The 23,021-nt window shown below is 35.1% G+C and carries 25 protein-coding genes and 1 tRNA gene; 8 read left to right on the top strand and 18 right to left on the bottom strand.

The window, feature by feature from the left end:
• Positions 1-5: 5 nt before the first annotated feature.
• From K5R64_RS15680 to recF, 3 genes are read right to left on the bottom strand one after another with little or no spacing between them, the layout of a single operon-like run.
• Complete coding sequence (locus K5R64_RS15680; protein WP_220764771.1) at positions 6-680, bottom strand: DUF2461 domain-containing protein; 675 nt, start codon at positions 678-680, stop codon at positions 6-8.
• 15 nt (positions 681-695) lie between these two features.
• A complete protein-coding gene (locus K5R64_RS15675; protein ID WP_220764769.1) occupies positions 696-1,091 on the bottom strand; it encodes a rhodanese-like domain-containing protein in 396 nt (131 codons plus the stop codon).
• Between the two features lie 52 nt (positions 1,092-1,143).
• Positions 1,144-2,223, bottom strand: coding sequence for a DNA replication/repair protein RecF (gene recF / locus K5R64_RS15670; protein ID WP_220764767.1), 1,080 nt, complete (start codon positions 2,221-2,223; stop codon positions 1,144-1,146).
• A 248-nt stretch (positions 2,224-2,471) separates the two neighbouring features.
• On the opposite strand from recF, the gene K5R64_RS15665 reads away from it, so the two are divergent.
• From K5R64_RS15665 to K5R64_RS15640, 6 genes are all read left to right on the top strand, one after another.
• Positions 2,472-3,245 carry a tetratricopeptide repeat protein gene (locus K5R64_RS15665; RefSeq protein ID WP_220764766.1) on the top strand — a complete coding sequence of 258 codons (774 nt, stop codon included), beginning with the start codon at positions 2,472-2,474 and terminating at the stop codon, positions 3,243-3,245.
• Positions 3,246-3,275: 30 nt separating this feature from the next.
• The gene (gene ribH, locus K5R64_RS15660) at positions 3,276-3,848 is read left to right on the top strand and encodes a 6,7-dimethyl-8-ribityllumazine synthase (protein ID WP_220764765.1); all 573 of its coding nucleotides are present in this window, start codon (positions 3,276-3,278) and stop codon (positions 3,846-3,848) included.
• A gap of 167 nt (positions 3,849-4,015) precedes the next feature.
• A complete protein-coding gene (gene mutL / locus K5R64_RS15655) occupies positions 4,016-5,896 on the top strand; it encodes a DNA mismatch repair endonuclease MutL (protein WP_220764764.1) in 1,881 nt (626 codons plus the stop codon).
• A complete protein-coding gene (locus K5R64_RS15650) occupies positions 5,893-6,648 on the top strand; it encodes a rhomboid family intramembrane serine protease (protein ID WP_220764763.1) in 756 nt (251 codons plus the stop codon). The genes mutL and K5R64_RS15650 overlap by 4 nt, the downstream gene beginning before the upstream one ends.
• A gap of 25 nt (positions 6,649-6,673) precedes the next feature.
• Positions 6,674-7,537 carry a rhomboid family intramembrane serine protease gene (locus K5R64_RS15645; protein WP_220764762.1) on the top strand — a complete coding sequence of 288 codons (864 nt, stop codon included), beginning with the start codon at positions 6,674-6,676 and terminating at the stop codon, positions 7,535-7,537.
• A gap of 137 nt (positions 7,538-7,674) precedes the next feature.
• Positions 7,675-8,721, top strand: a complete 1,047-nt coding sequence (locus K5R64_RS15640) for an endonuclease/exonuclease/phosphatase family protein (protein ID WP_220764761.1) — start codon at positions 7,675-7,677, stop codon at positions 8,719-8,721.
• Positions 8,722-8,724: 3 nt separating this feature from the next.
• Here K5R64_RS15640 and K5R64_RS15635 read toward each other — a convergent pair whose 3' ends face one another.
• From K5R64_RS15635 to K5R64_RS15610, 6 genes are all read right to left on the bottom strand, one after another.
• Complete coding sequence (locus K5R64_RS15635) at positions 8,725-9,348, bottom strand: WbqC family protein (RefSeq protein ID WP_220764760.1); 624 nt, start codon at positions 9,346-9,348, stop codon at positions 8,725-8,727.
• Between the two features lie 80 nt (positions 9,349-9,428).
• Positions 9,429-11,003 carry a signal peptidase I gene (gene lepB / locus K5R64_RS15630; RefSeq protein WP_220764758.1) on the bottom strand — a complete coding sequence of 525 codons (1,575 nt, stop codon included), beginning with the start codon at positions 11,001-11,003 and terminating at the stop codon, positions 9,429-9,431.
• A 35-nt stretch (positions 11,004-11,038) separates the two neighbouring features.
• Entirely contained in the window at positions 11,039-11,740 is a 702-nt protein-coding gene (gene dapB, locus K5R64_RS15625; protein WP_220764757.1) for a 4-hydroxy-tetrahydrodipicolinate reductase, read from the bottom strand.
• A gap of 55 nt (positions 11,741-11,795) precedes the next feature.
• The gene (locus tag K5R64_RS15620; RefSeq protein WP_255580401.1) at positions 11,796-12,326 is read right to left on the bottom strand and encodes a DUF5683 domain-containing protein; all 531 of its coding nucleotides are present in this window, start codon (positions 12,324-12,326) and stop codon (positions 11,796-11,798) included.
• Positions 12,327-12,361: 35 nt separating this feature from the next.
• A complete protein-coding gene (locus K5R64_RS15615) occupies positions 12,362-13,261 on the bottom strand; it encodes a ParB/RepB/Spo0J family partition protein (RefSeq protein WP_220764755.1) in 900 nt (299 codons plus the stop codon).
• Positions 13,262-13,265: 4 nt separating this feature from the next.
• A complete protein-coding gene (locus K5R64_RS15610; RefSeq protein ID WP_220764754.1) occupies positions 13,266-14,033 on the bottom strand; it encodes a ParA family protein in 768 nt (255 codons plus the stop codon).
• 236 nt (positions 14,034-14,269) lie between these two features.
• On the opposite strand from K5R64_RS15610, the gene K5R64_RS15605 reads away from it, so the two are divergent.
• Both K5R64_RS15605 and trxB read left to right on the top strand, forming a co-directional pair.
• Positions 14,270-14,344: transfer RNA gene (locus K5R64_RS15605), tRNA-Pro, on the top strand.
• A 180-nt stretch (positions 14,345-14,524) separates the two neighbouring features.
• Positions 14,525-15,472, top strand: a complete 948-nt coding sequence (gene trxB, locus K5R64_RS15600) for a thioredoxin-disulfide reductase (protein WP_220764753.1) — start codon at positions 14,525-14,527, stop codon at positions 15,470-15,472.
• 77 nt (positions 15,473-15,549) lie between these two features.
• Here the strand turns inward: trxB and K5R64_RS15595 are convergent, their stop codons facing one another.
• The 9 genes from K5R64_RS15595 to K5R64_RS15565 form a co-directional block, all read right to left on the bottom strand.
• Complete coding sequence (locus tag K5R64_RS15595; RefSeq protein ID WP_220764752.1) at positions 15,550-16,383, bottom strand: GIN domain-containing protein; 834 nt, start codon at positions 16,381-16,383, stop codon at positions 15,550-15,552.
• A gap of 111 nt (positions 16,384-16,494) precedes the next feature.
• Entirely contained in the window at positions 16,495-18,189 is a 1,695-nt protein-coding gene (locus tag K5R64_RS15590) for a PspC domain-containing protein (protein ID WP_220764751.1), read from the bottom strand.
• 4 nt (positions 18,190-18,193) lie between these two features.
• A complete protein-coding gene (locus K5R64_RS15585) occupies positions 18,194-18,523 on the bottom strand; it encodes a PadR family transcriptional regulator (protein WP_220764750.1) in 330 nt (109 codons plus the stop codon).
• Between the two features lie 56 nt (positions 18,524-18,579).
• Entirely contained in the window at positions 18,580-19,041 is a 462-nt protein-coding gene (locus tag K5R64_RS15580) for a DUF4870 domain-containing protein (protein ID WP_220764749.1), read from the bottom strand.
• Positions 19,042-19,357: 316 nt separating this feature from the next.
• Entirely contained in the window at positions 19,358-20,026 is a 669-nt protein-coding gene (locus K5R64_RS15575) for a formyltransferase family protein (RefSeq protein WP_220764748.1), read from the bottom strand.
• Positions 20,023-20,505, bottom strand: a complete 483-nt coding sequence (locus tag K5R64_RS15570; RefSeq protein WP_255580406.1) for a GNAT family N-acetyltransferase — start codon at positions 20,503-20,505, stop codon at positions 20,023-20,025. The genes K5R64_RS15575 and K5R64_RS15570 overlap by 4 nt, the downstream gene beginning before the upstream one ends.
• The gene (locus K5R64_RS17270) at positions 20,451-21,146 is read right to left on the bottom strand and encodes a hypothetical protein (protein ID WP_255580400.1); all 696 of its coding nucleotides are present in this window, start codon (positions 21,144-21,146) and stop codon (positions 20,451-20,453) included. The genes K5R64_RS15570 and K5R64_RS17270 overlap by 55 nt, the downstream gene beginning before the upstream one ends.
• Positions 21,143-21,271, bottom strand: a complete 129-nt coding sequence (locus K5R64_RS17265) for a hypothetical protein (protein WP_255580388.1) — start codon at positions 21,269-21,271, stop codon at positions 21,143-21,145. The genes K5R64_RS17270 and K5R64_RS17265 overlap by 4 nt, the downstream gene beginning before the upstream one ends.
• A gap of 178 nt (positions 21,272-21,449) precedes the next feature.
• Entirely contained in the window at positions 21,450-23,012 is a 1,563-nt protein-coding gene (locus K5R64_RS15565) for a hypothetical protein (protein ID WP_220764746.1), read from the bottom strand.
• Between the last annotated feature and the right edge of the window lie 9 nt (positions 23,013-23,021).

Here is a 23,021-nt window from a genome sequence, read left to right as displayed (position 1 = left end):
TTCGTTTAGTCTTCGGCACTCAATGCCCGATTCATAAAAGCGTTAAGCGGTACTAATAAGCGTAGTTTGGTACTCATTTTAGTAACAAAATCTTTTTGAGTTACTTCGGTAATGTCAAATTTTTGAAGTACCTCAAAACTTTTAAATTTCAATAATTCAATTGCTGGATGGTCTTTGTCATAGCCTCGAGGTGGGTTTTTAAGGTAGCTTTTTTCGGTCTTTGCAAAGGTGCCAAATTCCTTTTTAAATGTTTTATCAGCCAAAATTTCTTCCAAGTCTTCATGAAAAAAGGCTATTTCTTTGCGTACTTTTTTCAAATCGTCTGATTCTGGCGCATAAAAACCACCTGCAATAAAACTGCTGCCCCTTTCTATATGAATATAATATCCTGCCCGATTGTTTCCTTTGGTTCCTGAGGAAAGCCAAATACCCAAGTGCGATTTGTAGGGCGACTTGTCTTTCGAAAATCTAATGTCGCGATTGATTCTAAAAGTACAGTCTTTAATTTCTAATTTTTCTAAAGTGGCATCAAAGGGTTTCATAGCATCTAAAAAATCAGCCACTAATTGATGATAGTCCTTTTTAAAAACGTCGTACCTTTTTTTATTAGCCAAAAACCATTCTCGATTGTTGTTTGCTTTTAAATCATCTAGAAAAAGGATGCTGTCTTTTGATAACATAGCTGCGTTTTGAGATTAATTTTTATTGCTTTTTAGGCCTTCAGCGTTCCATTGCATAAAACCACCTTCGAGTTCATATACTTTTTCAAATCCTAATTCGGTTAGTTTTGCAGCTGCTTTTTGGCTTCGTCCTCCGCTTTTGCAATATACAAAAACAGGGGCTGTTTTGTCTAATTTTGCTACTTCATTATCAAAATTATTTCCGTTCCAATCTATGTTTTTAGCATTCACAAGATGTTCTTGATTGTACTCCTCAGGCGTACGTACGTCTATAATTTGTGGAGAAGTAGTGGTTTCGATATTTTGGGCAAAAGTAGTTGCGTCCACAACTTGATATACTGGAGTTTGTTGGTGGTTGCAACTAATAGTAAGAAGTAATAATAGAAAGTAAATAAGTGGTCTGAGTGTCATGTAATGTTGATTTGAGTAAGTCTTTCGACTAAGGTAATAAAAATGTTTGGGATTATAGGTTGAAAATTTGATACGACTGATGCATCGATTTTACAATTGTTTCAGTTCGCTCCGGATGGGTATCCGAAATGAAAAGTTGTCCAAAGGCATCGCTGTTTACCATTTCAATAATTTTGGCTACCCTGGTTTCGTCTAATTTGTCGAAAATATCATCAAAAAGTAGCAATGGTTTAACACCACTCTGTTTTTTAAGAAAGTCAAACTGAGCTAATTTTAACGCAATTAAAAAAGATTTTTGTTGTCCTTGTGAACCAAATTTTTTTATAGGATGATGGTCAATTTCAAATAATAAATCATCTTTATGAATTCCCACACTAGTGTATTGTAACGCTCGGTCTTTGCTGCTGTTTTCTTCCAAAAGAGTTAACAGGCTTTTGCTGGACAAATGGCTTTCGTAAGTCAATTGAACGTTCTCTGCAGCTCCTGTAATGGCCTGATGGTGGTCGTTGAAAATAGGCAGAAATTTGGAGATGAATTCTTTTCTTTTTTCGTGAATATATACTCCATATTCATTCAATTGCTCGTTGTAAATAGAAAGTGTTTCTTTGTCAAAAACATGATTAAGGGCAAAATATTTCAACAAAGCATTGCGTTGACTAATGATTTTTTGATAATGAATGAGTTGTTGAAGGTATTTAGGGTCGATTTGTGAAATGACACTATCCATAAATTTTCGACGAGTTTCGCTTCCTTCTACAATAAGGTCTCTGTCAGCAGGAGAAATAATTACTAGTGGAATAAAACCAATATGATCTGAAAATTTATCATAGGGTTTTCCATTGCGTTTTAGGATTTTTTTCTGTCCTTTTTTCAAACTACAAACCAATTGTTCAGTGCGTTCTTCTTTGATGAATTCGGCATCAATAACAAAAAACTCTTCTCCATGCTTGATGTTTTGAACGGCTAAGGGATTAAAATAACTTTTACCATAGGCAAGGTGGTAAATAGCATCTAAAACATTGGTTTTTCCAATGCCATTTTTTCCAACGAAACAAATAATCTTGCCGTCAAAATCAAAATTGGCTTCTGAAAAATTTTTATAATTGAATAAAGAGATTTTTTTTAAATACATGGTATTAATACAGCTGATTGCGTGTAGATTGCTGTTGTTGTCAAGGTTTTTATAAGCGGTTGCAAATTATTGAAAAATATTGAGAAAAAAGAGGTTTGGCGACTGAAGTATTATGAAAAATAAGGACCTTAGATTAAGGAATTGGCGCTAAGTAGCTATGGATTTTTTAATTAAACTATAAAAAGCTTGATTTTTTGTGTGAGTTTGAATAAAAATTTTATTTTTGCGGTTCACTAAATTTAATTGAAATGGCTACTTATAATAAAAGAGGATATAAAACACCAAAAGAAAAAGAAGTTAAAGAATCTGTTGAGGAAGTATTAATTGATGAAAAAGACAGTACAACTGCTGAAGTGTTTTCTAAATTAGACGAGACAGCTTCTAAAACGGAAGACTGGGTTGCCAAAAATCAAAAAGCTATTATAGGTATTGTTGGAGCTGTAGCTCTATTTACTGTAGGGTATCTAGTGTATCAAAAATTTATTGCAGAGCCAAAACAAAATGAAGCTGCTGACGAAATGTTTTTGGCACAACAAAATTTTGAAAAAGCTACTAATGGAGTGGCAAGTGACTCTCTTTATAAATTAGCATTGAATGGTTCAGAGGGTAAATTTGGATTTCTTAAAATTGCCGATGAATATTCAGGGACTGATGCTGGTAATCTAGCAAATTATTATGCTGGTATCGCCTTGTTGAATACGGGAAAATATGCTGAAGCTATTGAGTATTTGGAAAAATTCAAATCAGATGATATAATTTTAAGCGCTTTGGCTAAAGGTGCTATTGGTGATGCGTATGCTGAAAATAATAATGCTGAAGAAGCGTTAAGTTATTATGAAAAAGCGGCTGCAACCAATAAAAATGATTTTACAACGCCACGCTTTTTATTAAAAGCGGCTAAAACAGCATTGGCTTTAGGGAAAAAAGAAGACGCTTTAAAACATTTAACAGCAATTAAAGAGAATTATGATACGACACCAGAAGCGGCTTCTGTAGATGCCTTGATTGGTTTAGCACAATAATTTTTTTAATATTCTAAACAAATTTAGTTTATGGCTACTGAAAATAAAAATCTATCGGTTTATGACAAGAGTACCCTTCCTAATGCGAAAGATTTTCGTTTTGGGGTGGTGGTGTCCGAATGGAACGAAGTCATTACAGAAGGGTTGTACAAAGGAGCTCATGAGGCTTTTTTGGATAATGAGGTTCCGGATACTAATATTATAAGATGGAATGTACCTGGTAGTTTTGAATTGATTTACGGTTGTAAAAAAATGCTTCAAACACAAAAGGTAGATGCTATCATTGCTATTGGTTGTGTCATTCAAGGACAAACCAAGCATTTTGATTTTGTTTGTGAAGGAGTAACTCAAGGAATTAAAGATTTGAATGTACAAACTGATGTTCCTGTCATTTTTTGTGTGTTGACCGATAATTCCATGCAACAGTCTATTGATAGAAGTGGTGGTATTCACGGAAATAAAGGTACTGAAGCTGCTATTGCTGCTATAAAAATGGCTTATATTCGTCAACAAGCAACATTAACTCATGAATACGAAAAGCCACCTTTATTGACTTCGGGTGCTTTACAAATAGAAACATCTCCTTTGAAATTAGAGGAATAAAAAAACATAAATAATTCATTTGTAAACCTATACTGTTGTGAAAAAACAGTGTAGGTTTTTTGTTTTATTTATGATTATGGAAATACCGAAAGCCGATAGAAATTTATTAAATTTGCTCGGTTGGTTGTTTTTTGATAACTAATAATCGATAACTGAATACAAAAAAAATGTCTAGTATAATTCAATTACTTCCTGATCATGTTGCCAATCAAATTGCCGCTGGAGAAGTCGTTCAACGACCCGCTTCGGTCGTAAAGGAGTTGTTAGAGAATGCTGTGGATGCCAAAGCAACGGATATTAAATTGATTATTAAAGATGCGGGTAAAGCTTTGGTTCAAGTTATTGATAATGGGGTAGGGATGAGCGTTACGGATGCTCGTTTGTGTTTTGAACGCCATGCAACGTCTAAAATTCGTTTGGCTGAAGATTTGTTTTCGTTAGGAACAAAAGGGTTTCGAGGAGAAGCACTGGCTTCGATTGCCGCTATTGCTCATGTGGAAATGAAAACCAAGCAAGACCAAGAAGAGTTAGGAACTCAAATCGTTATTGAAGGAAGCAAATTTGTTTCACAAGAGGCTGCTGTTTTACCCAAAGGAACTTCCTTTGCCGTCAAAAATTTATTTTTTAATATTCCTGCTAGGCGCAACTTTTTAAAATCGGATACGGTGGAGTACCGACATATTATAGATGAATTTCAAAGAGTAGCTTTGGCTCATTCGAACATTCATTTTACGTTTTATCACAATGGAAGTGAAATGTTTAATTTGCCCGCTTCTACTTTGAGACAGCGTGTGGTGAATGTGTTCTCTGGTAAAACCAATGAAAAATTAGTTCCTGTTCAAGAAGAAACCGAGATTGTAAAGATTCAAGGTTTTGTAAGCAAGCCTGAGTTTGCCAAAAAAAGCCGAGGAGAACAGTTCTTTTTTGTAAATGATCGATTTATTAAAAGTGGTTATTTGCATCACGCCATTATGGCTGCTTATGATGGCATCCTTAAAGATGGTGCACAACCCAGTTATTTTTTATATTTAACCGTTCCACCCAATACGATTGATATTAATATTCATCCTACCAAAACAGAAATTAAATTTGATGATGAGCATGCTTTGTATGCTATTTTAAGAGCTTCAATAAAGCATAGTTTAGGACAATTTAATATAGCTCCTGTATTGGATTTTGAGCGGGATGCTAATTTGGATACGCCTTATAGTTTTAAAGATTTGGAAGGTAAAACGCCTACAATACAGGTAGATAGAACGTTTAACCCTTTTTCGGATGATACGGTTAATAAACATTATGCTACATCTGGACGTGTAGGTTCCAATAGTGGTAATTCTTATAGAAAACCTGAGCCTACAGCACATTGGGAAAGTTTGTATGTAGGTTTGGATACAGAAACTGAAATTGTTGAAGGCAGTAGTATTAGTTTTGAAAGCGAAGAGGTAACCGGTTCTTTGTTTAATGATGAAGACGTGGAACAGTCTGTTCAAAACACGTATCAAATTCATAAAAAATACATTGTTTCACCTATTAAATCGGGGATGGTGATTGTGGACCAACAACGTGCCCATCAAAGGGTGCTGTACGAACAGTTTTTGACCAATATGACTGTTCATCAAGCAGCTAGTCAGCAATTATTATTTCCGTTGGAGTTGTTTTTTTCCACTGCTGAGATGGAACTTATTGGAGAATTAAAGTTGTCTTTGGTCAATACAGGATTTGTTTTTGATGAAACTTATACGGAACACGTTGTGATTTCGGGAATTCCGGTTAATGTAGTGGAAAGCGAAGTCGCTATTTTATTGGAACAATTGTTAAGTGATTTACAAGACGGTATTCCAGAAAATAGCTTTAGTCAGAACGATATTATAGCTAAATCGATGGCTAAAAGTCTAGCGGTCAAAACAGGAACCAGTTTGACAATCAAAGAACAAGAAAATTTAGTAAACGGACTTTTTGCTTGTAAAGAGCCTAATGTGTCACCTTTTCAAAAACCTACTTTCATCACCATGCGGGTGGAAGATATTGATAAAAAATTTGCCATATGATGAATGTAACCGAAACGGTCAAGCAGTTAATTATTATTAATGTCCTTTTTTTTATAGGAACTCAATTTGTAGGTGATCCAGCCTATAAAATTTTAGCGATGTTTTTTCCTGAAAATGCCGATTTTCAAGGATGGCAGTTGATTTCCCATATGTTTATGCACGGTGGATTAATGCATATTTTCTTCAATATGTTTGCTTTGTTTAGTTTTGGTTCTGCCTTAGAACATTTTTGGGGTGGTGGTAAATTTTTGTTTTTCTATATTTCTTGTGGATTAGGAGCAGCGTTATTACATACGGGGATTAATTATTATTATTTTAACCAGGCATTGGATATTATTACCTCTAGTGGTTTTACTAAAGAGCAAGTAATTGAACTTTTAAACCAAGGAAAAATTAATACAAAATGGCAAGAAATTTTGACTGTATCTCAATTTCAAAATTTTATTAGTGCTTTTACGGGAGTAATGGTGGGTGCTTCAGGGGCCATATATGGTGTGATTGTCGCTTTTGCTTTTATGTTTCCAAATGCTGAGTTGTCGTTATTGTTTATTCCAGTGCCCATTAAAGCGAAATATTTTGTCCCAGGAATCGTTTTGATTGATTTGTATTTAGGAGTATCAGGGCAATCTATCTTTGGTGGTTCAGGTGGAGGTGGAATTGCACATTTTGCCCACGTAGGTGGCGCTTTATTTGGCTTTCTAATAATGTGGTATTGGAGGAAAAACCAATTTAATGACAATCGTTGGAACTAATTTTTAGGAATTAAATCAAGGAAAAATGAATTTATTAGAAGATTTAAAATTACAATACAAGCTAGGGGGAATAACCAATAGGCTAATTTACTGGAATGTGGGTTGTTTTTTGATTTCTTTGGTTTTTTTCTATCGATTTGAAGTAGGCGCCTTTAACTTTCCTTTTTGGCTTGCTTTGAAAACCAATCCTTCAGAGTTTTTATATGCTCCTTGGACTTTTTTGACCTATGCTTTTTTTCATGATGGCTTCTGGCATTTGGTATTCAATATGATTGTACTGAATTTTTCTAGTATGTTGTTTTTAACTTATTTTACTCAAAAACAGTTTTTAGGGCTGTATTTTTTGAGTGCTATTTTTGCTGGGCTGGTATTTGTAGGAAGTTATTATTATCTCAATATTAGCTCAGGGATAGTAGGGGCTTCTGCAGCTATTATGGCTGTATTAATGGCGGTAACTACCTATCAGCCACTTATGAACGTGCGCTTATTACTCATTGGGAATGTAAAATTATGGTACATCACCGCTGTTATTTTGATTTTAGATTTAATGCAATTCCGATTGAGTAATACGGGGGGGCATATTTCGCATCTATCAGGAGCTGTGTTTGGATTTGTGTTCATTAAGTTTTTAGAAAATGGAACGGATTTGAGTAAAGTAATTTCGGGTGTGATTGATTTTTTTACTAATTTATTTAATAAATCTTCCAAAAGTCCGTTTAAAAAAGTACATAAGAATTATAGTAAACCCTTGCCTAAACGTGAATCAAGAATTGTAACTAAAGATAAAACCCAGCAACAAATTGATGAAATCTTGGATAAAATTAGTCAATCTGGGTACGATAGTTTGACCAAGGAAGAAAAAGAATTTTTATTTAGAGTTGGGAAATAATATCACTTTCATTCTGTCATTTGTATGTTGAAATAATCTTTGGAGACAAAAATACAAAGACCAATGAAGTTGTTTTTTTGAAAGTATGAATTTGCCTTTATGTATTACGCCAAAATTTAAACTTTAAAAGAAAAAAAATGAAAAAGCTTTCGTGGTTTAATAGAGGCATGTTTTTTTTGAATATAGTTTTAACCGTTATAACGTTTATAGCTTATATACTTCCTTTTTTGGCACCCAAGATGTTTCCCATTTTGTCTGTGCTGACCTTATTTATGCCTGCTTTTTTTGTTTTAAATGCGCTGTTCTTCTTGTACTGGGCTATTCAATTCAAGAAGAGGATGGTACTCTCTGGTTTGGTGTTGTTAATGGGGATAACTTTTATAGCTAAGTTTTATAAATTTTCGGCAAAAGAGTATCCTGAAGATGAAAAAGATTTTTTGGTGATGAGCTACAATGTGCGTTTGTTGAATCTTTTTAAATGGTTGGACAAAGTGTATGTTCCTCAAGATATATTAGCTTTTATCAACGAAAAGAACCCTACTATTTTGTGTATTCAGGAGTACTCGTATTCAGCGGACATTGATTTAAAAGTATATCCCTATAAGTATGTATTTATGACAGGGAACAAGATTAAAACCGGACAAGCTATTTTTTCAAAATTTCCTATTATCGATCAGGGAAATATTGTGTTTCCGCATTCTAATAATAATGTAATTTATGCTGATATAAAAAAGGGAAAGGATGTTATACGAGTATATAATATGCATTTGCAATCCATAAAAATATCTCCGGATGTCAATGAAATCTCTGAGAATATTGATGCAATGAATCAGGATAAATCTCAAATGATGCTTTTTAGAATAAGCAAAGCTTTCAAACAACAACAAGAACAAGCTGAAATTTTAAAAGAACACAAAAGAGATTGTAAATACCCGATGATTATTTGTGGGGATATGAACAATAGTGCTTTTTCGTATGTGTATCGCAATATAAAAGGAAATCTAAAAGATGCCTTTGAAGAAGCGGGTTTGGGTTTTGGTCAAACGTATAAGTTTAGGTATTATCCCGCCCGAATTGATTATATTTTTGTAGATAATAAAATGACCGTTAAGCAATTTGAGAGTTTTTCTGATTTTGAAAACTCGGATCATTATCCTATTATGGCCAAGATTTCTTTAGATTAATAGCTAAAGAGTTGGTAGTTTTTGGTTTTTGAGGTAATCAATTGTAAATTTTCCTTCGTTGAATAATAAATCCAAAATACTAAGGTTGTTGATAAAACCATGTTTGTCATCAAAAACTTGAGGGTAGGCTTCGTAAATAGCAGGATCCTTTTTACCATTAGCCAAGAAACGATAATCTAAGGTGTTTTCTTCTGCCTGATGAAAATATTCTGAAGTCGTCGTGTACTCTAATTTTAAACGTAGGCATTTAAACAAAATCTCTAATACTTCAAGATTTAAATCCATCAAAAATTGGTGTTTTTTCTCAAATATAGGAACGATATCATCTTCAAAATATTCAAAAAAAGGGGAACTTCTATAAGCTGCTTCTAGCGATTTGAAATGCTGTTTTTGCCAATCAAATTCAGTTTCGATTTGGATGTCTTTTGTTTTTTGATGGCTTTGTTTAGAATGTTTTATAGGAATGTTGAGCAATTGAATTCCGTTAGGGCTATAAATATACGTACGGTTTCTGTTGGTTTGTTTTTGAAAGTTGTCTTCTACCTCAAATACAATTTTATCTGCTTGCATCATGGCCACAAAATGACTGATAGAAGGAAAATAAGTAGGGTGAAGTAAGGTGTTCATTTGGTTTTATTTAAAGTTTAAAGTTTCAGGTTTTAAGTTGTTGCACACTTTAAACCTGAAACTTTAAATCGTTTTTAAAATTAATCTTCTTGATTGGCTTTTCTTTTTTTCCAAAAATGTTCTCCCACAAAGTAAATTGCTAGAAAAATAAGGAAATATCTAAAATACGATTGGGGTTGTCCTTCGCCACTTACCGTAGTGAATACCCTGTCCCAACGTACTTTGTTGATTCCTTTTCCATTGGTGTCCCAACTCATCCAGATGAAAATAGGTTTTCCTACAATGTGATCTTCGGGTACAAATCCCCAGTAGCGACTATCTTCAGAGTTGTGACGGTTGTCACCCATCATCCAATAGTAATTTTGCTTGAAAGTATAGCTATTCACTACTTGACCGTTGATTTTGATTTCGTTTCCAGTAACTTTTAAATCGTTTTTATTTCCATTTTCATCCGTTTCGTAATCGGTAATGATGCGTTGGTATAATGGTAATGTTTGTGTGTTTAAAGCAACTGTTTTTCCAGCTTCGGGGATGTAGATAGGACCGTAATTGTCTTTGTTCCATTTTCCTATATGAGGGAAAATACCATATTCAGGACCGTTTGCAATTTCTCTTTTTACTGCGGTGATTCCTGGTATATTTTTAAGCCTTTCAGCTCCTGAGGCTGTCAAAGCACTAAAAAATAAACTGTCACGACTGTTGTTGTTTTTAAAACCTACAGGGTCAGTGATATCCATGTCTTTTAACAAGAATTCAAAATCGATAGGTGTTTTCCCGTCTAAGATTACAGTATATGAAAATTGTGGTTTTGCTCTTTCAGGTAAGGCTAAAATTTTACCGTCTATGTAAACCAAACCGTCTTTGATTGAGAGTGAATCACCAGGAACACCCACACATCTTTTTACATAATTAGATCTCTTGTCAATGGGTTTGTCAACTCTTCTTCCTGAATTGTCTCTGAATTTGTAAACCGTGTCCACGGGCCAATTGAATACCACAATATCTGTTCTATTGATTTTTTCAAAAGCAGGAAAACGTAAATAGGGTAGCTGTGGCCAACTTAAATATGATTTGTTTTTGGTCATTGGGATAGAGTCATGAACCATAGGCAAAGCCACTGTTGTCATTGGTACGCGAGCTCCGTAATTTATTTTACTAACAAATAAAAAGTCGCCTACCAATAACGATTTCTCTAACGAAGAGGTCGGGATGGTATAAGGTTGAATAAAATAGGTATGCACTATCGTTGCTACAATTATTGCAAAAAGAAGCGAACTAATGGTGTCTGTTGTTTTGTTTTCCGGTTTCAAATTACGATTGGCTACATGATGTAGTTTTTGTGTGTAATTGATGTAATAGATATATAAACCAAAAGTTAGAATACCCAAAACAGTGTCTAAGGTGGATTGTCGTCCAAAACTTCGTAATGTTTCTACCCAAATTACAGGAAACATGATAAGGTTGATAATGGGAATGAAAAGCAAAATAGTCCACCAACTAGGGCGACCAATGATTTTCATTAAAACAATTGCATTATATACAGGTATGGCGGCTTCCCATTTGCTTCTTCCTGCGGCTTCATAGAGTTTCCATGTGCCTAAAAAATGCACAAGTTGAATGAAAAGAAAAAATACAAACCATTGAATTAGTGTCATAGTTTCTTGGTGTTTAGCGGTTGGTTCTTTTAAAATTATTGGATGTTCAATACATCTCTCATGCTATAAATGCCTTGTTTGCCTGCTAACCATTCAGCAGCAATAACAGCTCCTAAAGCAAATCCTTCTCTATTATGTGCAGTATGTTTGATTTCGATACTGTCAATTCCGGAGTTGTACGTTACGGTGTGAGTTCCTGGAACTTCACCTGTACGTACGGCCTCGATATGAATTTCTTTTTCGTTTGCAGTTTCCAGAGTCCAGTTGGTATAATCACTGTTTTCAATAACTCCTTGAGCTAATGATATCGCAGTACCACTAGGAGCATCTAGTTTGTGAATGTGGTGAATTTCTTCCATTGTAACGTTGTAACCATCAATTTTGGACATCATTTTGGCTAAATATTCGTTTAACCCAAAAAATAAATTAACGCCTAAACTAAAGTTAGAACTTGAAATGAAACCTCCGTTTTTTTCTTTACATAAAGCAATCATTTCATCATAGCGGTCAAGCCATCCTGTAGTCCCTGAAACTACGGGTACATTAGTGTGAAAACAAGCAGATATATTATCCACGGCAGCCATTGGAACACTAAAATCAATAGCTACATCAGCACTAGAAAGGCCGTCGTATGTATTGAATTCGTCTTTTTTTAGTACAATTTCATGACCTCTTTCTAAGGCAATTCGTTCGATTACCTGACCCATTTTTCCGTATCCTAAAAGTGCAATTTTCATTTTGTATTTTTTATAAGTTAAAAATATAAAACTGGGTTTATATTTTGTATTTGTTTTAAAAAGTATAATTCAGTGTTAGTCCCAAATTGGTTTTAGCGGTTAGCTCGTTTTGTTGTAAATTGGGCTTAACGGATAAATTTTCGTTGACGTTGAATTGTATTAAGGCCGCATCGACATTGGCATCAATAATATTGAGGATATAAAATCCTACCACAAATAAGGAAGATAAATCTCGGTTACGTTGGTAGAATTTTTGTCCAGCAATCAGTCGGCTGTCATCGAGATAACTGTATTTGTCATCGGTAAAACCCTCCAGCCTTCGTTTGTAAGCATTTCGAAATGAGTTGTATTTTTTTTGACTGTCTAAATAAAAATACATACTTGTTCCTATAGCGCCATACACCAAAGGGATTTTCCAGTATTTTTTATTGTACGCCTGTCCTAAACCAGGTAAAACTGCTGAATAAAAAGCGGCTTTGGCAGGAGTCAAAGGGTCAATATCATTCGATTTGATTACCTCTTTTGAACTGATGGTAGTGGTTGTTTTTTCATTGTTTTGAGCATAAGCAAAAGTGGTTGCTAGCACAAAAAAAAAGACGCTTATGGAAACAATTTTATGCACTATCCTTTGATTAATTCAATAATTCGTTTAAAATCTTCTTCGGATTTAAAAGGAATCGTGATTTTCCCTTTTCCATTACTAGCCACTTTTACATCCACAAGATTTCCAAAATAATTGGTAAAAGCCCTTTTTTGGTCTTCACTAATTTCAAATGATGATGATTTTGTTTTGGAAACAGGTTTAGGTTTTAAGCTTTCGTGATAGTTTTTCACTAAGGCTTCGGTATCTCTAACAGAAAGGTTTTGACTTACGATTTTTTGATAAATATCAGTTTGCACCTCTTGGTCTTCTATATTGATGATAGCGCGACCATGCCCCATACTGATGAAACCATCTCGGATTCCTGTTTGAATGATAGGGTCTAGTTTTAAGAGGCGTAAATAATTGGCAATTGTAGAACGTTTTTTCCCTACACGATCACTCATTTGTTCTTGTGTCAATTGAATCTCGTCAATCAAACGTTGGTAAGAAAGAGCGATTTCAATTGGATCTAAATCATGACGTTGAATGTTTTCTACCAATGCCATCACCAATGACTCATTATCATCAGCAATACGAATATAAGCAGGGATGGTCTTTAATCCCACAAGGGAGGAAGCTCGTAAACGTCTTTCTCCTGAAATTAATTGGTATTTATTGAACTCTAATTTTCTAACCGTTATAGGCTGGATTACTCCTAACTCTTTGATAGAAACAGCTAATTCTTTCAGCGCTTCTTCGTTAAAATTACTTCTAGGCTGAAAAGGGTTGATTTCTATGGCATCAATTTCAAGCTCAATAATATTCCCAACAACTTTGTCAGCATTTTTATCATTTGCTGAAGTGATGTCGTTTTCTGGATCCTTTAATAAGGCAGATAAGCCTCTTCCTAGGGCTTGTTTTTTTATTGCTTTGGCCATAAAATTAGTTACTGTTTTTCTTAATTACTTCTTCTGCTAGATGCAAATAATTGGTCGCTCCTTTGCTGGTTGCATCATAGTTGATAATACTTTCCCCAAAACTTGGTGCTTCGCTTAATTTGACATTTCGTTGTATTATGGTTTCAAAAACCATATCGTTAAAGTGTTTTTGAACTTCTTCAACCACTTGGTTAGACAAACGAAGCCTAGAGTCGTACATCGTCAATAATAATCCTTCAATATCTAATTCAGGATTGTGGATTTTTTGGATGCTTTTTATAGTGTTAAGTAATTTTCCTAATCCTTCTAATGCAAAATATTCACATTGGATGGGGATGATTACTGAATCGGCCGCTGTAAGGGCATTCAGCGTAAGTAGTCCTAATGATGGCGCACAGTCAATAATGATATAATCATAATTGTCTTTTACACTTTCCAACGCTTTTTTAAGCATGTATTCTCTGTTTTCTTTGTCAACCAATTCGATTTCGATGGCAACAAGGTCAATGTGAGCAGGTATAACATCCACATTAGGAGCAGTACATTTTAAAACGGCTTCGGAAGGGGTGTGACTGTGTTCTAAAATTTGGTAGGTACCAATTTCCACACTCTCCACGTCAATCCCAACACCAGAGCTGGCATTGGCTTGAGGATCAGCATCAATAAGTAAAACTTTTTTCTCTAAAACGCCTAAGGAAGCAGCCAGATTTACTGACGTTGTTGTTTTTCCAACGCCTCCTTTTTGATTAGCAATCGCAATGATTTTGCCCATTTATTTTGTCTAAATTTTGAACGGTAAAAATACAATTTATTATGGTTTCTAAAAATCTAATTTGTTAACATTTGTTAATCCTTGATTTGGTGACTCATTCGTGTGAATCTTATTTTAAATCTGGTTTGTTTTTGTACCCTTAGGCCTTATTTGGGATGTTTTATAATCACGAATGTCTTTCTTTTTGAAAATAACTTGTGCAAACAAAAAATAGTTGTATATTTGCACCCGCGTTACGGGGTGTAGCGTAGCCCGGTTATCGCGCCTGCTTTGGGAGCAGGAGGCCGCAGGTTCGAATCCTGCCACCCCGACAACTGAAAACAACTTCATGAAACCTGTTTATCTCACGATTGACAGGTTTTTTTTATTATGGCCGTCATGTTAGGATGGGGAATTGTTATGTTAAGATAACAAAAACTGATAGTTCTAATTTAATTTTACAATAATAAAAACTTACTTTTGCGTTGCTATAAAATAAAAAACGAATAATTATGTCAGATACAATCGAAAAAATAAAATGCCTTATTATAGGTTCTGGACCTGCAGGTTATACGGCTGCTATATATGCCGCGAGAGCTAATATGAATCCCGTTTTGTACCAAGGAATGCAACCAGGTGGACAATTGACAACTACAAATGAAGTGGAGAATTTTCCTGGTTATGTTGATGGCGTTACAGGACCAGAAATGATGGTTCAGTTACAAAAACAAGCGGAACGTTTTGGGGCAGATATACGCGATGGTTGGGCAACCAAAGTAGATTTTTCTGGTTCTATTCATAAAGTTTGGATCAATGATACAATCGAATTACATTGTGAGACGGTAATTATTTCTACAGGAGCATCTGCTAAATATTTAGGATTGCCTTCAGAGCAACATTACTTAAAAATGGGTGGTGGTGTTTCGGCTTGTGCGGTTTGTGATGGTTTCTTTTACAGAAATCAAGAGGTAGTCATTGTTGGAGCAGGAGATTCTGCTTGTGAAGAGGCGCATTATTTGTCTAAACTTTGTAAAAAAGTAACGATGTTGGTGCGTAGTGACAAGTTTAGAGCGTCAAAAATTATGGAAGAGCGAGTACGTAAAACTGAAAACATCACGATTTTGATGAATCATGATACTGTTGAGGTTTTAGGTGATGAGCAAGTAGTGACAGGTGTTCGTGCAAAAAATAAAACAACTGGAGAGGTTTTTGATATTGAAGCAACTGGATTTTTTGTAGCCATTGGACATAAACCAAATACAGATATCTTTAAAGATTATATTACACTTGATGAAACAGGATATATTGTAAATACACCAGGTTCTTCAAAAACGAATGTGCCAGGTGTATTTGTTTCTGGTGATGCTGCTGATCATGTGTACCGTCAGGCGATTACTGCTGCAGGTACAGGATGTATGGCTGCGCTTGATGCAGAACGTTATTTGGCTGCTAAAGAGTAGTTTGTTGTAAATTAACAATACAAAAAAGAGACTTAATTTTTTTATTAAGTCTCTTTTTTTTATATCCTTAAAAAAAATTATTTCACTTTTTTCAACAGTTTAGCTTCATCGGCAAAATTTATAATTTCAATTTTTGGTTTGCCTAATAATTGGATTTCTGATTTGCCATTCGTGTTAATGGCTATTGAATCTTCGGCATTAATGCTGCAATTCGAATTGCTTTCAGCGGTTAGTTTCACATTTTTGATAGTGAATTTGTTTCCAGTAAGACGTGCATTATTGTCAAGTCTTAGTGCGGCTTCAGTACTATTTCCTTCAATTCGAGCTTCTGATTTTTGATACATATCACAAACAAATTCTTCTGTTTTTACCAATGTTTTTAAGGATGCGTTTTGGCTTAATACCACTTTTCCTTTTTCAGATTTTAAATTGAGTTCGGTTTTTGTCTTGTCATTGGCCTCTAAAATAAAATCGTTGGTGTTTGCATTAATAAATAATTGGGCATCTTGGAAAGCTTTTAGAGTGATTTTAGGCTTTTGAATTTCTTGAATAGCATTCACGATAGCTTGCTCTTTAGCAATAATTAAGTCTAAATCATTGGTGTAGGTAACATACAATGCTAATTTTTTGAATCGATACGCAGATTTGGTTGTGTTAAGGTACAGTGTGCTATCTTTGATGATAATGTTAATAATAGGGTGAAGATTTTCATCAGCGTCGATTTTTAGAGCAGGAATTTCTCCTTTTTCTAAAAATACTTCGAGATTGCTACTGACTTCAATTGTTTTAAAAGTACTAAGATTTTTTAATGCCGTAACAACGGTTTTTGAGCCTTTGATACGAGCTTTGTCTTGTGCAAAAGTTAGCGTGTGGCAAATTATAAAAAGTAAAATAGGGAGTGTCTTTTTCATTGGAATAAAATATGGGTCTGTACAAATATAAAAAAATCATCCACTTTGGGTAGATGATTTTAATATTATTTAGGAAATCATTGGGGTTTGGGATTAGCTATTACTCAATTTTTATTTTGTTTTAATAATAATTCCTTTCTCTTTTTTTGATGTGATTAGAGTATCTTGGTCGATAATGATGCCGTTTTTATTAATGGTTATTGAGGTGTTTTCAAGCATATCTTCTTCTTCATTATTTTCATCTTCGGGACAGTTTAAGCAAAGCACAGTGGAAGGTGTTACTTTATAAAGATAGGCATCTGTATTGTATTGGTAATTAAAATAATCTTCATCGGAATAGTTGTGTGTTCTGGCGCTTTGGTCTATTTTGAAAAGTGTTTCTTTGGGTAGAAAGATATTGATTTTTACTTGTTGATTTCTGAATTTGTTTTTTAATTCTGTTAGCCAATAATTATCAAACAGAAGTTGATTGCCTTCGATGTTATAATGAAACTGAATCCTTTCGGCATTTTCTTTTGCTTCGATAGGATTCTTTCCTTTGGCTATTTTTTCAACTTGAATGTAAGCTTGATTCTCATCAGTGTTTTTAATTTTGAATTGAACGGCATTTGAATAAATTACAGAAGTGTTTGAGCTGTCTTGTGTGATTTTAAAATTAGTGTAATTGTGAATGTCATTTGTGTAAAAGGAATTGTATTTGAATTTTATCAAAAGCGTATCCGATGGTTGCAGGGTGAGTTGGTCTTTTTGGATAACCCTACCTTCGTTAGTAAAAACCGATAATTGTTTAATTCCAATCGAAATGGCTATAGCTAGAGCTAAAATCCAAATGGCGATTAACGTATATTTTGTAATGTTTCCAATTGATTTTTTTTGTGGAGCTAATAATTTGAAACCTAACAACGTCAAGAAAAAGAATGGTATTCCTGCTGTCAAGAATAGTAAAATACCAAAAGACCAAAGCGGATAGTCGGTGAAATTTTGGGCTTCAATTAATCCTTGCCAAGGAAATTCAATAAAAAAATTAGTTCCTAATGTAAATACTCCTACCAGTAAGGCTAGAATGGTGCTGATGCCTATGATAATTAATAAGATACCCAAAATCTTCGCAAAAACCTGGAAAATTGCTAGTATAAAGCTACTTAGATTGGTTCCTACCTTTTCGGACGTTTTTTTTATTTGATTTCCAAATTTATCGTAATCAACATTTTTTAGTTTTTGGGAAACAGTTTCAAATTCTTCTTTAACTTTTTTCTCAATATTCGAAATGGTTACGGGTTCGCCTTTCATTTCTAGTTTTTCAGAGGTGGTTTTGGCTACAGGAGTTACCACCCATAAGATGATGTAGGCAATAATTCCAATTCCGAAAGCCCCAATTACAAGTAGTGTTAGTAGCACCCGAATCCAAACAACGTCAATTCCAAAATAATAACTTAAACCTGAGGCAACTCCGCCAATTAAATTGTTTTCTGTGTCACGATATAATTTTTTTGACCCTATTGTTGCATCTAGTGGAGTAGTACGACTAGGCGCAAAATCATCTTCAATGATGTAATCTTCAGGTTGTCCCATGACACTAATTATGGTGTCAACATCTTCTAATCCTATGATTTGTTTGTTGTTTATTTGGCGCTCCTGAAATAGTTCAGCAATTCGAAACTCAATATCTTTAATAATTTCATCCTGTCCTTCACTGTGATTTAAAGAACGTTTGATGGCCTCAAAATAGCGATTTAGTTTTTGGTAGGCATCTTCATCAATGTGAAAAAGGAAACCACCTAAATTTATGTTTACCGTTTTGTTCATGTCGTTATTGTTTGTTGGTGATAAGGTTTACAGCATTGGAGAGTTCGGTCCAAGTGTTGTTTAATTCATTCAAAAAATACTGACCTTCATCAGTAAGTCCATAGTATTTTCTGGGTGGTCCTGAAGTGGATTCTTCCCATCGGTAATGAAGAAGTCCATCGTTTTTTAATCGTGTGAGTAAAGGGTATATGGTGCCTTCTACTACCAATAGTTTGGCGTTTTTCAAAGTGTCCAAAATTTCAGAAGTATAAGCATCTTTCTCTTTTAAAACAGATAAAATACAAAACTCGAGAACACCTTTTCGCATCTGGGCTTTTGTGTTTTCAATAGTCATTATTATTTTTTTTAAGAAATTCTATTTTCGTTAACTAAGTGGTTTTTTCAGTTTGGTTATTTGAGGAAAGAAATGGTAAAAGGGTATTTGTAATACTCTCCATTTGCTGTTTTGATGGTGGCATAAATAATTAAGAAAAACTCGATTACTTTTAGTAGAATTATAAAAAGTACCGCTACAATTCCGATAGTAAGTAACGGCTGGTGCGTGTCAAAACTTAATTGTTCTATGAAAAAATCACGACTGTTAAAATGAGCTGAAAAATTGAAATTTTGAAAAATTGTAATTAAAAAAATTGGACCAGCAATGACAGTTAATACTATTAAATAAAGCAATAAGCTTAATTGGAAATTTAAAACTTGTTTCCCATTGTAATCAGTAAAAGGTGAAATTCCTTTTTTTGATAACCATATAACGGTGGGGAAGATGTAATTACCAAACGGAATGAAATATTGTGTTAAGCAACTAAGATGCGTGAAAGCGGCAGTGTTTTTTTCAGATGTTGTGAGCGTTTCCATAAGTATAGAATTTTTTTGTATGGTTGTCAGTTGATTATTCAATTTGGTAATGTACTATACAAATATACATATTAAAAATAGTATCTTGTATTACATAGTACTAATAATTAACTTTTACTTAACACTTTTGAAATGGTATGTATGCATAGTATTTTTTTGTATTTTATAATCGAAAAATTAAAATGTACACAAATATAAAATGAAATGTACATCTTTTTAGTAAATATAATAAAAGTCAATCTACAAAGTACTGGCCTTTCCCTTACTATTTAAACAGTATTTAAACAATATTTAAAAAGCCCCAAAAGGCGCTTTTTTAGCTGCTTTTTGAGGCGTAACGCTCTAACATAAGCAAATCAGGCTTAAATACATCCTTGACGTCTGTACTAGGCTCAAACGTGCTAAACTCCTTATGCTGTGGTTTCTTTATAATAATCCCGTTATTAATATCGGTTAAGGCTTTCTGGATTAGAGTAAGCCCTAAGCCCTGCAAATGATGCTCCCATAGTATCTTTGCCGCCTTCTTAGGTTCCATACCGTATAATTTTGGATCAATAAAACAAATGTCTTGGTATGCAATATCCCCACGATCAATCCCGCTATTAAGCCAAAAGACTGTGCCGCCTGTAACGGCATCACGCATACGCACCGCCCACTCAATAGATGAGCGGCCGCGGTGCCTTGGTAATAGGCTAGGATGGTATCCTATCCAGCCAATTTTAGCCTTATATCTTGTGCGTGTACCAATATAATCAAAGGAGTGAGCCGTAATACCCACGTCCACATTATCAGGTATAGTATCGGCGTTTAATGTACCCGCAGGAATTACGGGAATATTAAAAATGCGGGCGGTTTTAGTAATATACTTATCATCTAGTGGCGCACAAACGCCCACAATTTCGACAAAAGGCATATTGTTACACAAGTTGAGAACCAACTCCCCAAAATACTTTTGCCCACTTATAAAAACTCTTAATTTCTTCATTTTCCTAAATATTTAAAACTTTGTATTGCCCTAAAGTGGCCGCCATAGCCACAGCCCGTAATGCTTCCTTTTTTGCCCGTTTTAACGATGCTTGCATTGCTACGAGTTTTGTTTGACCCGTACAGCATGGCTCCCGTTTGATTCCACTTATTAGAGTGCCTCAGGTAGCCACAAAGTTGGGGGTGTGAGGTGTGAAAAAAAGTGTGGTACTTTCGGCTGCAACGCCCGTTTCCTTCCAAATGATATTGCATTATTTCATTCAAAAAAGCGGTTCCAACGCCCGCACCTTGCCACTCGGGCATTACTACTAATCTAGTGGCACGGTAAGCCGTAGCGGTAAACAAAGGGCAAACGGCAACGTGCGCCACCAATTCGCCGTTTACCGCACCAACGAAATATTCAGCAGCGGGTGGATGCGGAAGGTCTAAATAATAATGCTCTTTAAAATACTTCCAGTAAGTTCCGTTGACCTTCCAAATATCAAGCTTGATATTTGGTCGGTTGGCGATATCGCTTTTTTTTTTAATACTTTGGTGTTCACATCGTACACCCAGTCTGGTTGAAGCCATTCAATAATATCATAGTGACACGATAATAAAACTACTTTTTTGCCTTTGTTTTTACGCCAGTTCTTAGCGAAAGCCAAAGCCCCAATTTTAGCAATCTGTCGGTCAATTACGGACGTAAATTCATCAACAACCGATTCATCGGGAGCCTCAGAAACCAGTCTGGCTAATCCCGCTCTAAATTGCTGACCGTTTGAAAGGGCGCCAAAAGGGCGTAACCAGCTGGGAACGTCACCCAAGCCCACTGACGATAAAGCAGCGGTGGTTGTGTTAAAATCGCCATCAGGCAATATGCAGTCAATAATAGGCTTGGAATTGTCCCAACCCTTATAAAGGTCGTGTAGCTTATCCGAGCCAAAGAACTGACGGCCTAGTGAGGTCTTGCCGCTACCCGATGTCCCCACAATTAACCCAATACCCCAATCCAGATCGTCAATTTCAATATTAAATTCTTGTCTCCAGTTTGCGCCACTTTCGGCGTTAAACAAAGACTTTACTCTTTGTGCACGGTAGCTGTCAAAGTCCTTCGTGTTGTTTTCAATTGTTATTTTCATGTTGTGACCACTTTAAGTTTATGTCCTTTTTTTTGTAATTCTTCGAACACCTTTTTTTGTTCTTCCTCATCTTTACAAATAACAATAACTCCGTATTGCTGTTTGTACAAAAATTGCTTTGCCATATATATAAATTTAGTTTACTTTTGTCCCTCTCACATTCGCATACTAAAACACCCAAGACCATTAGAAGACTTATGTCCTCCAACGACCTTGGGTGTGTCAGTTTAAAACGAATGTGAGAGTTTTTTTTAAATGTTGGAGGACTTTTTTTTACTTCCTAACCTCCATTAGGAATTACTTTTAGGTATTTACAGTCCAGCTTTTAGCCAATAGTAATGACTCTGAATTTGTCCCAGCAATTGTGTTAGTGTTTCCCGCCGTATAAATGGATCCGCCATTTCCCAAATTATTTATCCAAGCCGTGTCATTATTCCAGGAAGAAGTCGTAATATCATTACCCTGAAGATTAATATAGGACAATGTAGAAGGAAGAGGTATAGTAGGGTTAAACACACTCAGTGATAGGCTATTTAACCCTAATGATTCCAAGCTACTTGGAAATGGATTTGAAGGATCAAATTCCGTAATATTTCCATTTCCTCCCGCGTCAAGTTCAACTAGCCCAGCTGGAAAAATAGTATCAGGAAAAGTTGTAAATTCATTATCTTGAATAGACATTCCTACTATGTTATTATCAAAATCACCTGTTAATTCAAGCCCTGTTAAGTATAAGTTATACAGATATATATATGAATCTACTGGTACTAATGATACTGTAAAAACAGCTGTATTTCCTAATACTTCCACTGTATCAAATTCTAAACTGCCTTGACTATTAAAATAAGAGTTCCATTGACTTACATTATTATAATCCGTGACATCAGCTAGCCACGCAGCATCTTCAATATTTGAAAAAGTTAATTGCATAGCGCTATTTTGAGACGTTACCCCTTTTACAACTGCCAAAACATAAACGTCATTTTCAATAGGCAAATGATACAGGTCACCCTCTACTAATCCATCGTTTAATGCAGAAGTATTATTAGGATAGGTTCCTTTAACCAAGGTATCTATCAACCCTTTTAATTGCTTTCCCTGTTCCGCAGAAAGCAATGACGAAGTACCTCCCGTAACTAAATCGTTTACAATATTTAAATATTGAGCTGCAATTTTGACGGTAGCGTCCAATGGCGCGTAACCATTAGCAATTCCTTTTTGAGTTTTATCTTCCTTGCCATTAAACAAACTCAAGTGGGCGTTAGGGTCAGCCATATGGTTTGTTACAAACGCAGTAAGCGCATCAATCAACCCCTTCAACGTTTTCCCCATTTCAGCTGTTAATGCCTTAGTAGTTCCGCCCGTGGTCAGGTCGTTCACCAAGATCGTTTCAAGCGAAGTCTCTACCTCTTTAATGGCGTCCACAATCTCCTGAACGGTGTCTAAGTTCACATCGTCTGAGGTCAACAATACATTAATCGCATCGATTTGAGCTTTCAACGTTTTAACCGTCTCAGCACTAGCCAAAGCATCAGAGCCACCCGTAACCAAGTCATTTACGATATTCAAATAGATAGCTGCTATCTTGGTGAGTTCATCAAGAGGTACATAACCATTGGCTTCGCCTTTTTCATTAGCGTTTTGCTTTGCGTCAAAGAGCGCTTCATGCGCATCTACCCCATTAACGTGATTATTAAACGCTTCAGCATCTGCTTTTTCGTTTAGAATGCCTTCAATTTCCTCAATATCCGAAATAGGTATTTTTTCGTCTCTCCAGCGTAGAAAATCGAATTTACTATAAAACTGTGCCTGAGTAGGTTTTAAACCCGTTTTAAACCACTCTTTAACTGTATCTTTAAATGCCATATAATTTAT

Origin of the sequence: Flavobacterium sp. UMI-01 (genome assembly GCF_019656315.1) — a bacterium.
GTDB lineage: Bacteria > Bacteroidota > Bacteroidia > Flavobacteriales > Flavobacteriaceae > Flavobacterium.
Note: the sequence above shows the minus strand (reverse complement) of the source record. Positions and strands in the feature narration are given on the sequence as shown.

Coding starts and splice junctions, on each gene's coding strand:
- K5R64_RS15680 (WP_220764771.1), bottom strand. CDS start 680: ATGTTATCAAAAGACAGCATCCTTTTTCTAGATGATTTAAAAGCAAAC.
- K5R64_RS15675 (WP_220764769.1), bottom strand. CDS start 1,091: ATGACACTCAGACCACTTATTTACTTTCTATTATTACTTCTTACTATT.
- recF (WP_220764767.1), bottom strand. CDS start 2,223: ATGTATTTAAAAAAAATCTCTTTATTCAATTATAAAAATTTTTCAGAA.
- K5R64_RS15665 (WP_220764766.1), top strand. CDS start 2,472: ATGGCTACTTATAATAAAAGAGGATATAAAACACCAAAAGAAAAAGAA.
- ribH (WP_220764765.1), top strand. CDS start 3,276: ATGGCTACTGAAAATAAAAATCTATCGGTTTATGACAAGAGTACCCTT.
- mutL (WP_220764764.1), top strand. CDS start 4,016: ATGTCTAGTATAATTCAATTACTTCCTGATCATGTTGCCAATCAAATT.
- K5R64_RS15650 (WP_220764763.1), top strand. CDS start 5,893: ATGATGAATGTAACCGAAACGGTCAAGCAGTTAATTATTATTAATGTC.
- K5R64_RS15645 (WP_220764762.1), top strand. CDS start 6,674: ATGAATTTATTAGAAGATTTAAAATTACAATACAAGCTAGGGGGAATA.
- K5R64_RS15640 (WP_220764761.1), top strand. CDS start 7,675: ATGAAAAAGCTTTCGTGGTTTAATAGAGGCATGTTTTTTTTGAATATA.
- K5R64_RS15635 (WP_220764760.1), bottom strand. CDS start 9,348: ATGAACACCTTACTTCACCCTACTTATTTTCCTTCTATCAGTCATTTT.
- lepB (WP_220764758.1), bottom strand. CDS start 11,003: ATGACACTAATTCAATGGTTTGTATTTTTTCTTTTCATTCAACTTGTG.
- dapB (WP_220764757.1), bottom strand. CDS start 11,740: ATGAAAATTGCACTTTTAGGATACGGAAAAATGGGTCAGGTAATCGAA.
- K5R64_RS15615 (WP_220764755.1), bottom strand. CDS start 13,261: ATGGCCAAAGCAATAAAAAAACAAGCCCTAGGAAGAGGCTTATCTGCC.
- K5R64_RS15610 (WP_220764754.1), bottom strand. CDS start 14,033: ATGGGCAAAATCATTGCGATTGCTAATCAAAAAGGAGGCGTTGGAAAA.
- trxB (WP_220764753.1), top strand. CDS start 14,525: ATGTCAGATACAATCGAAAAAATAAAATGCCTTATTATAGGTTCTGGA.
- K5R64_RS15595 (WP_220764752.1), bottom strand. CDS start 16,383: ATGAAAAAGACACTCCCTATTTTACTTTTTATAATTTGCCACACGCTA.
- K5R64_RS15590 (WP_220764751.1), bottom strand. CDS start 18,189: ATGAACAAAACGGTAAACATAAATTTAGGTGGTTTCCTTTTTCACATT.
- K5R64_RS15585 (WP_220764750.1), bottom strand. CDS start 18,523: ATGACTATTGAAAACACAAAAGCCCAGATGCGAAAAGGTGTTCTCGAG.
- K5R64_RS15580 (WP_220764749.1), bottom strand. CDS start 19,041: ATGGAAACGCTCACAACATCTGAAAAAAACACTGCCGCTTTCACGCAT.
- K5R64_RS15575 (WP_220764748.1), bottom strand. CDS start 20,026: ATGAAGAAATTAAGAGTTTTTATAAGTGGGCAAAAGTATTTTGGGGAG.
- K5R64_RS17270 (WP_255580400.1), bottom strand. CDS start 21,146: ATGAAAATAACAATTGAAAACAACACGAAGGACTTTGACAGCTACCGT.
- K5R64_RS17265 (WP_255580388.1), bottom strand. CDS start 21,271: ATGGCAAAGCAATTTTTGTACAAACAGCAATACGGAGTTATTGTTATT.
- K5R64_RS15565 (WP_220764746.1), bottom strand. CDS start 23,012: ATGGCATTTAAAGATACAGTTAAAGAGTGGTTTAAAACGGGTTTAAAA.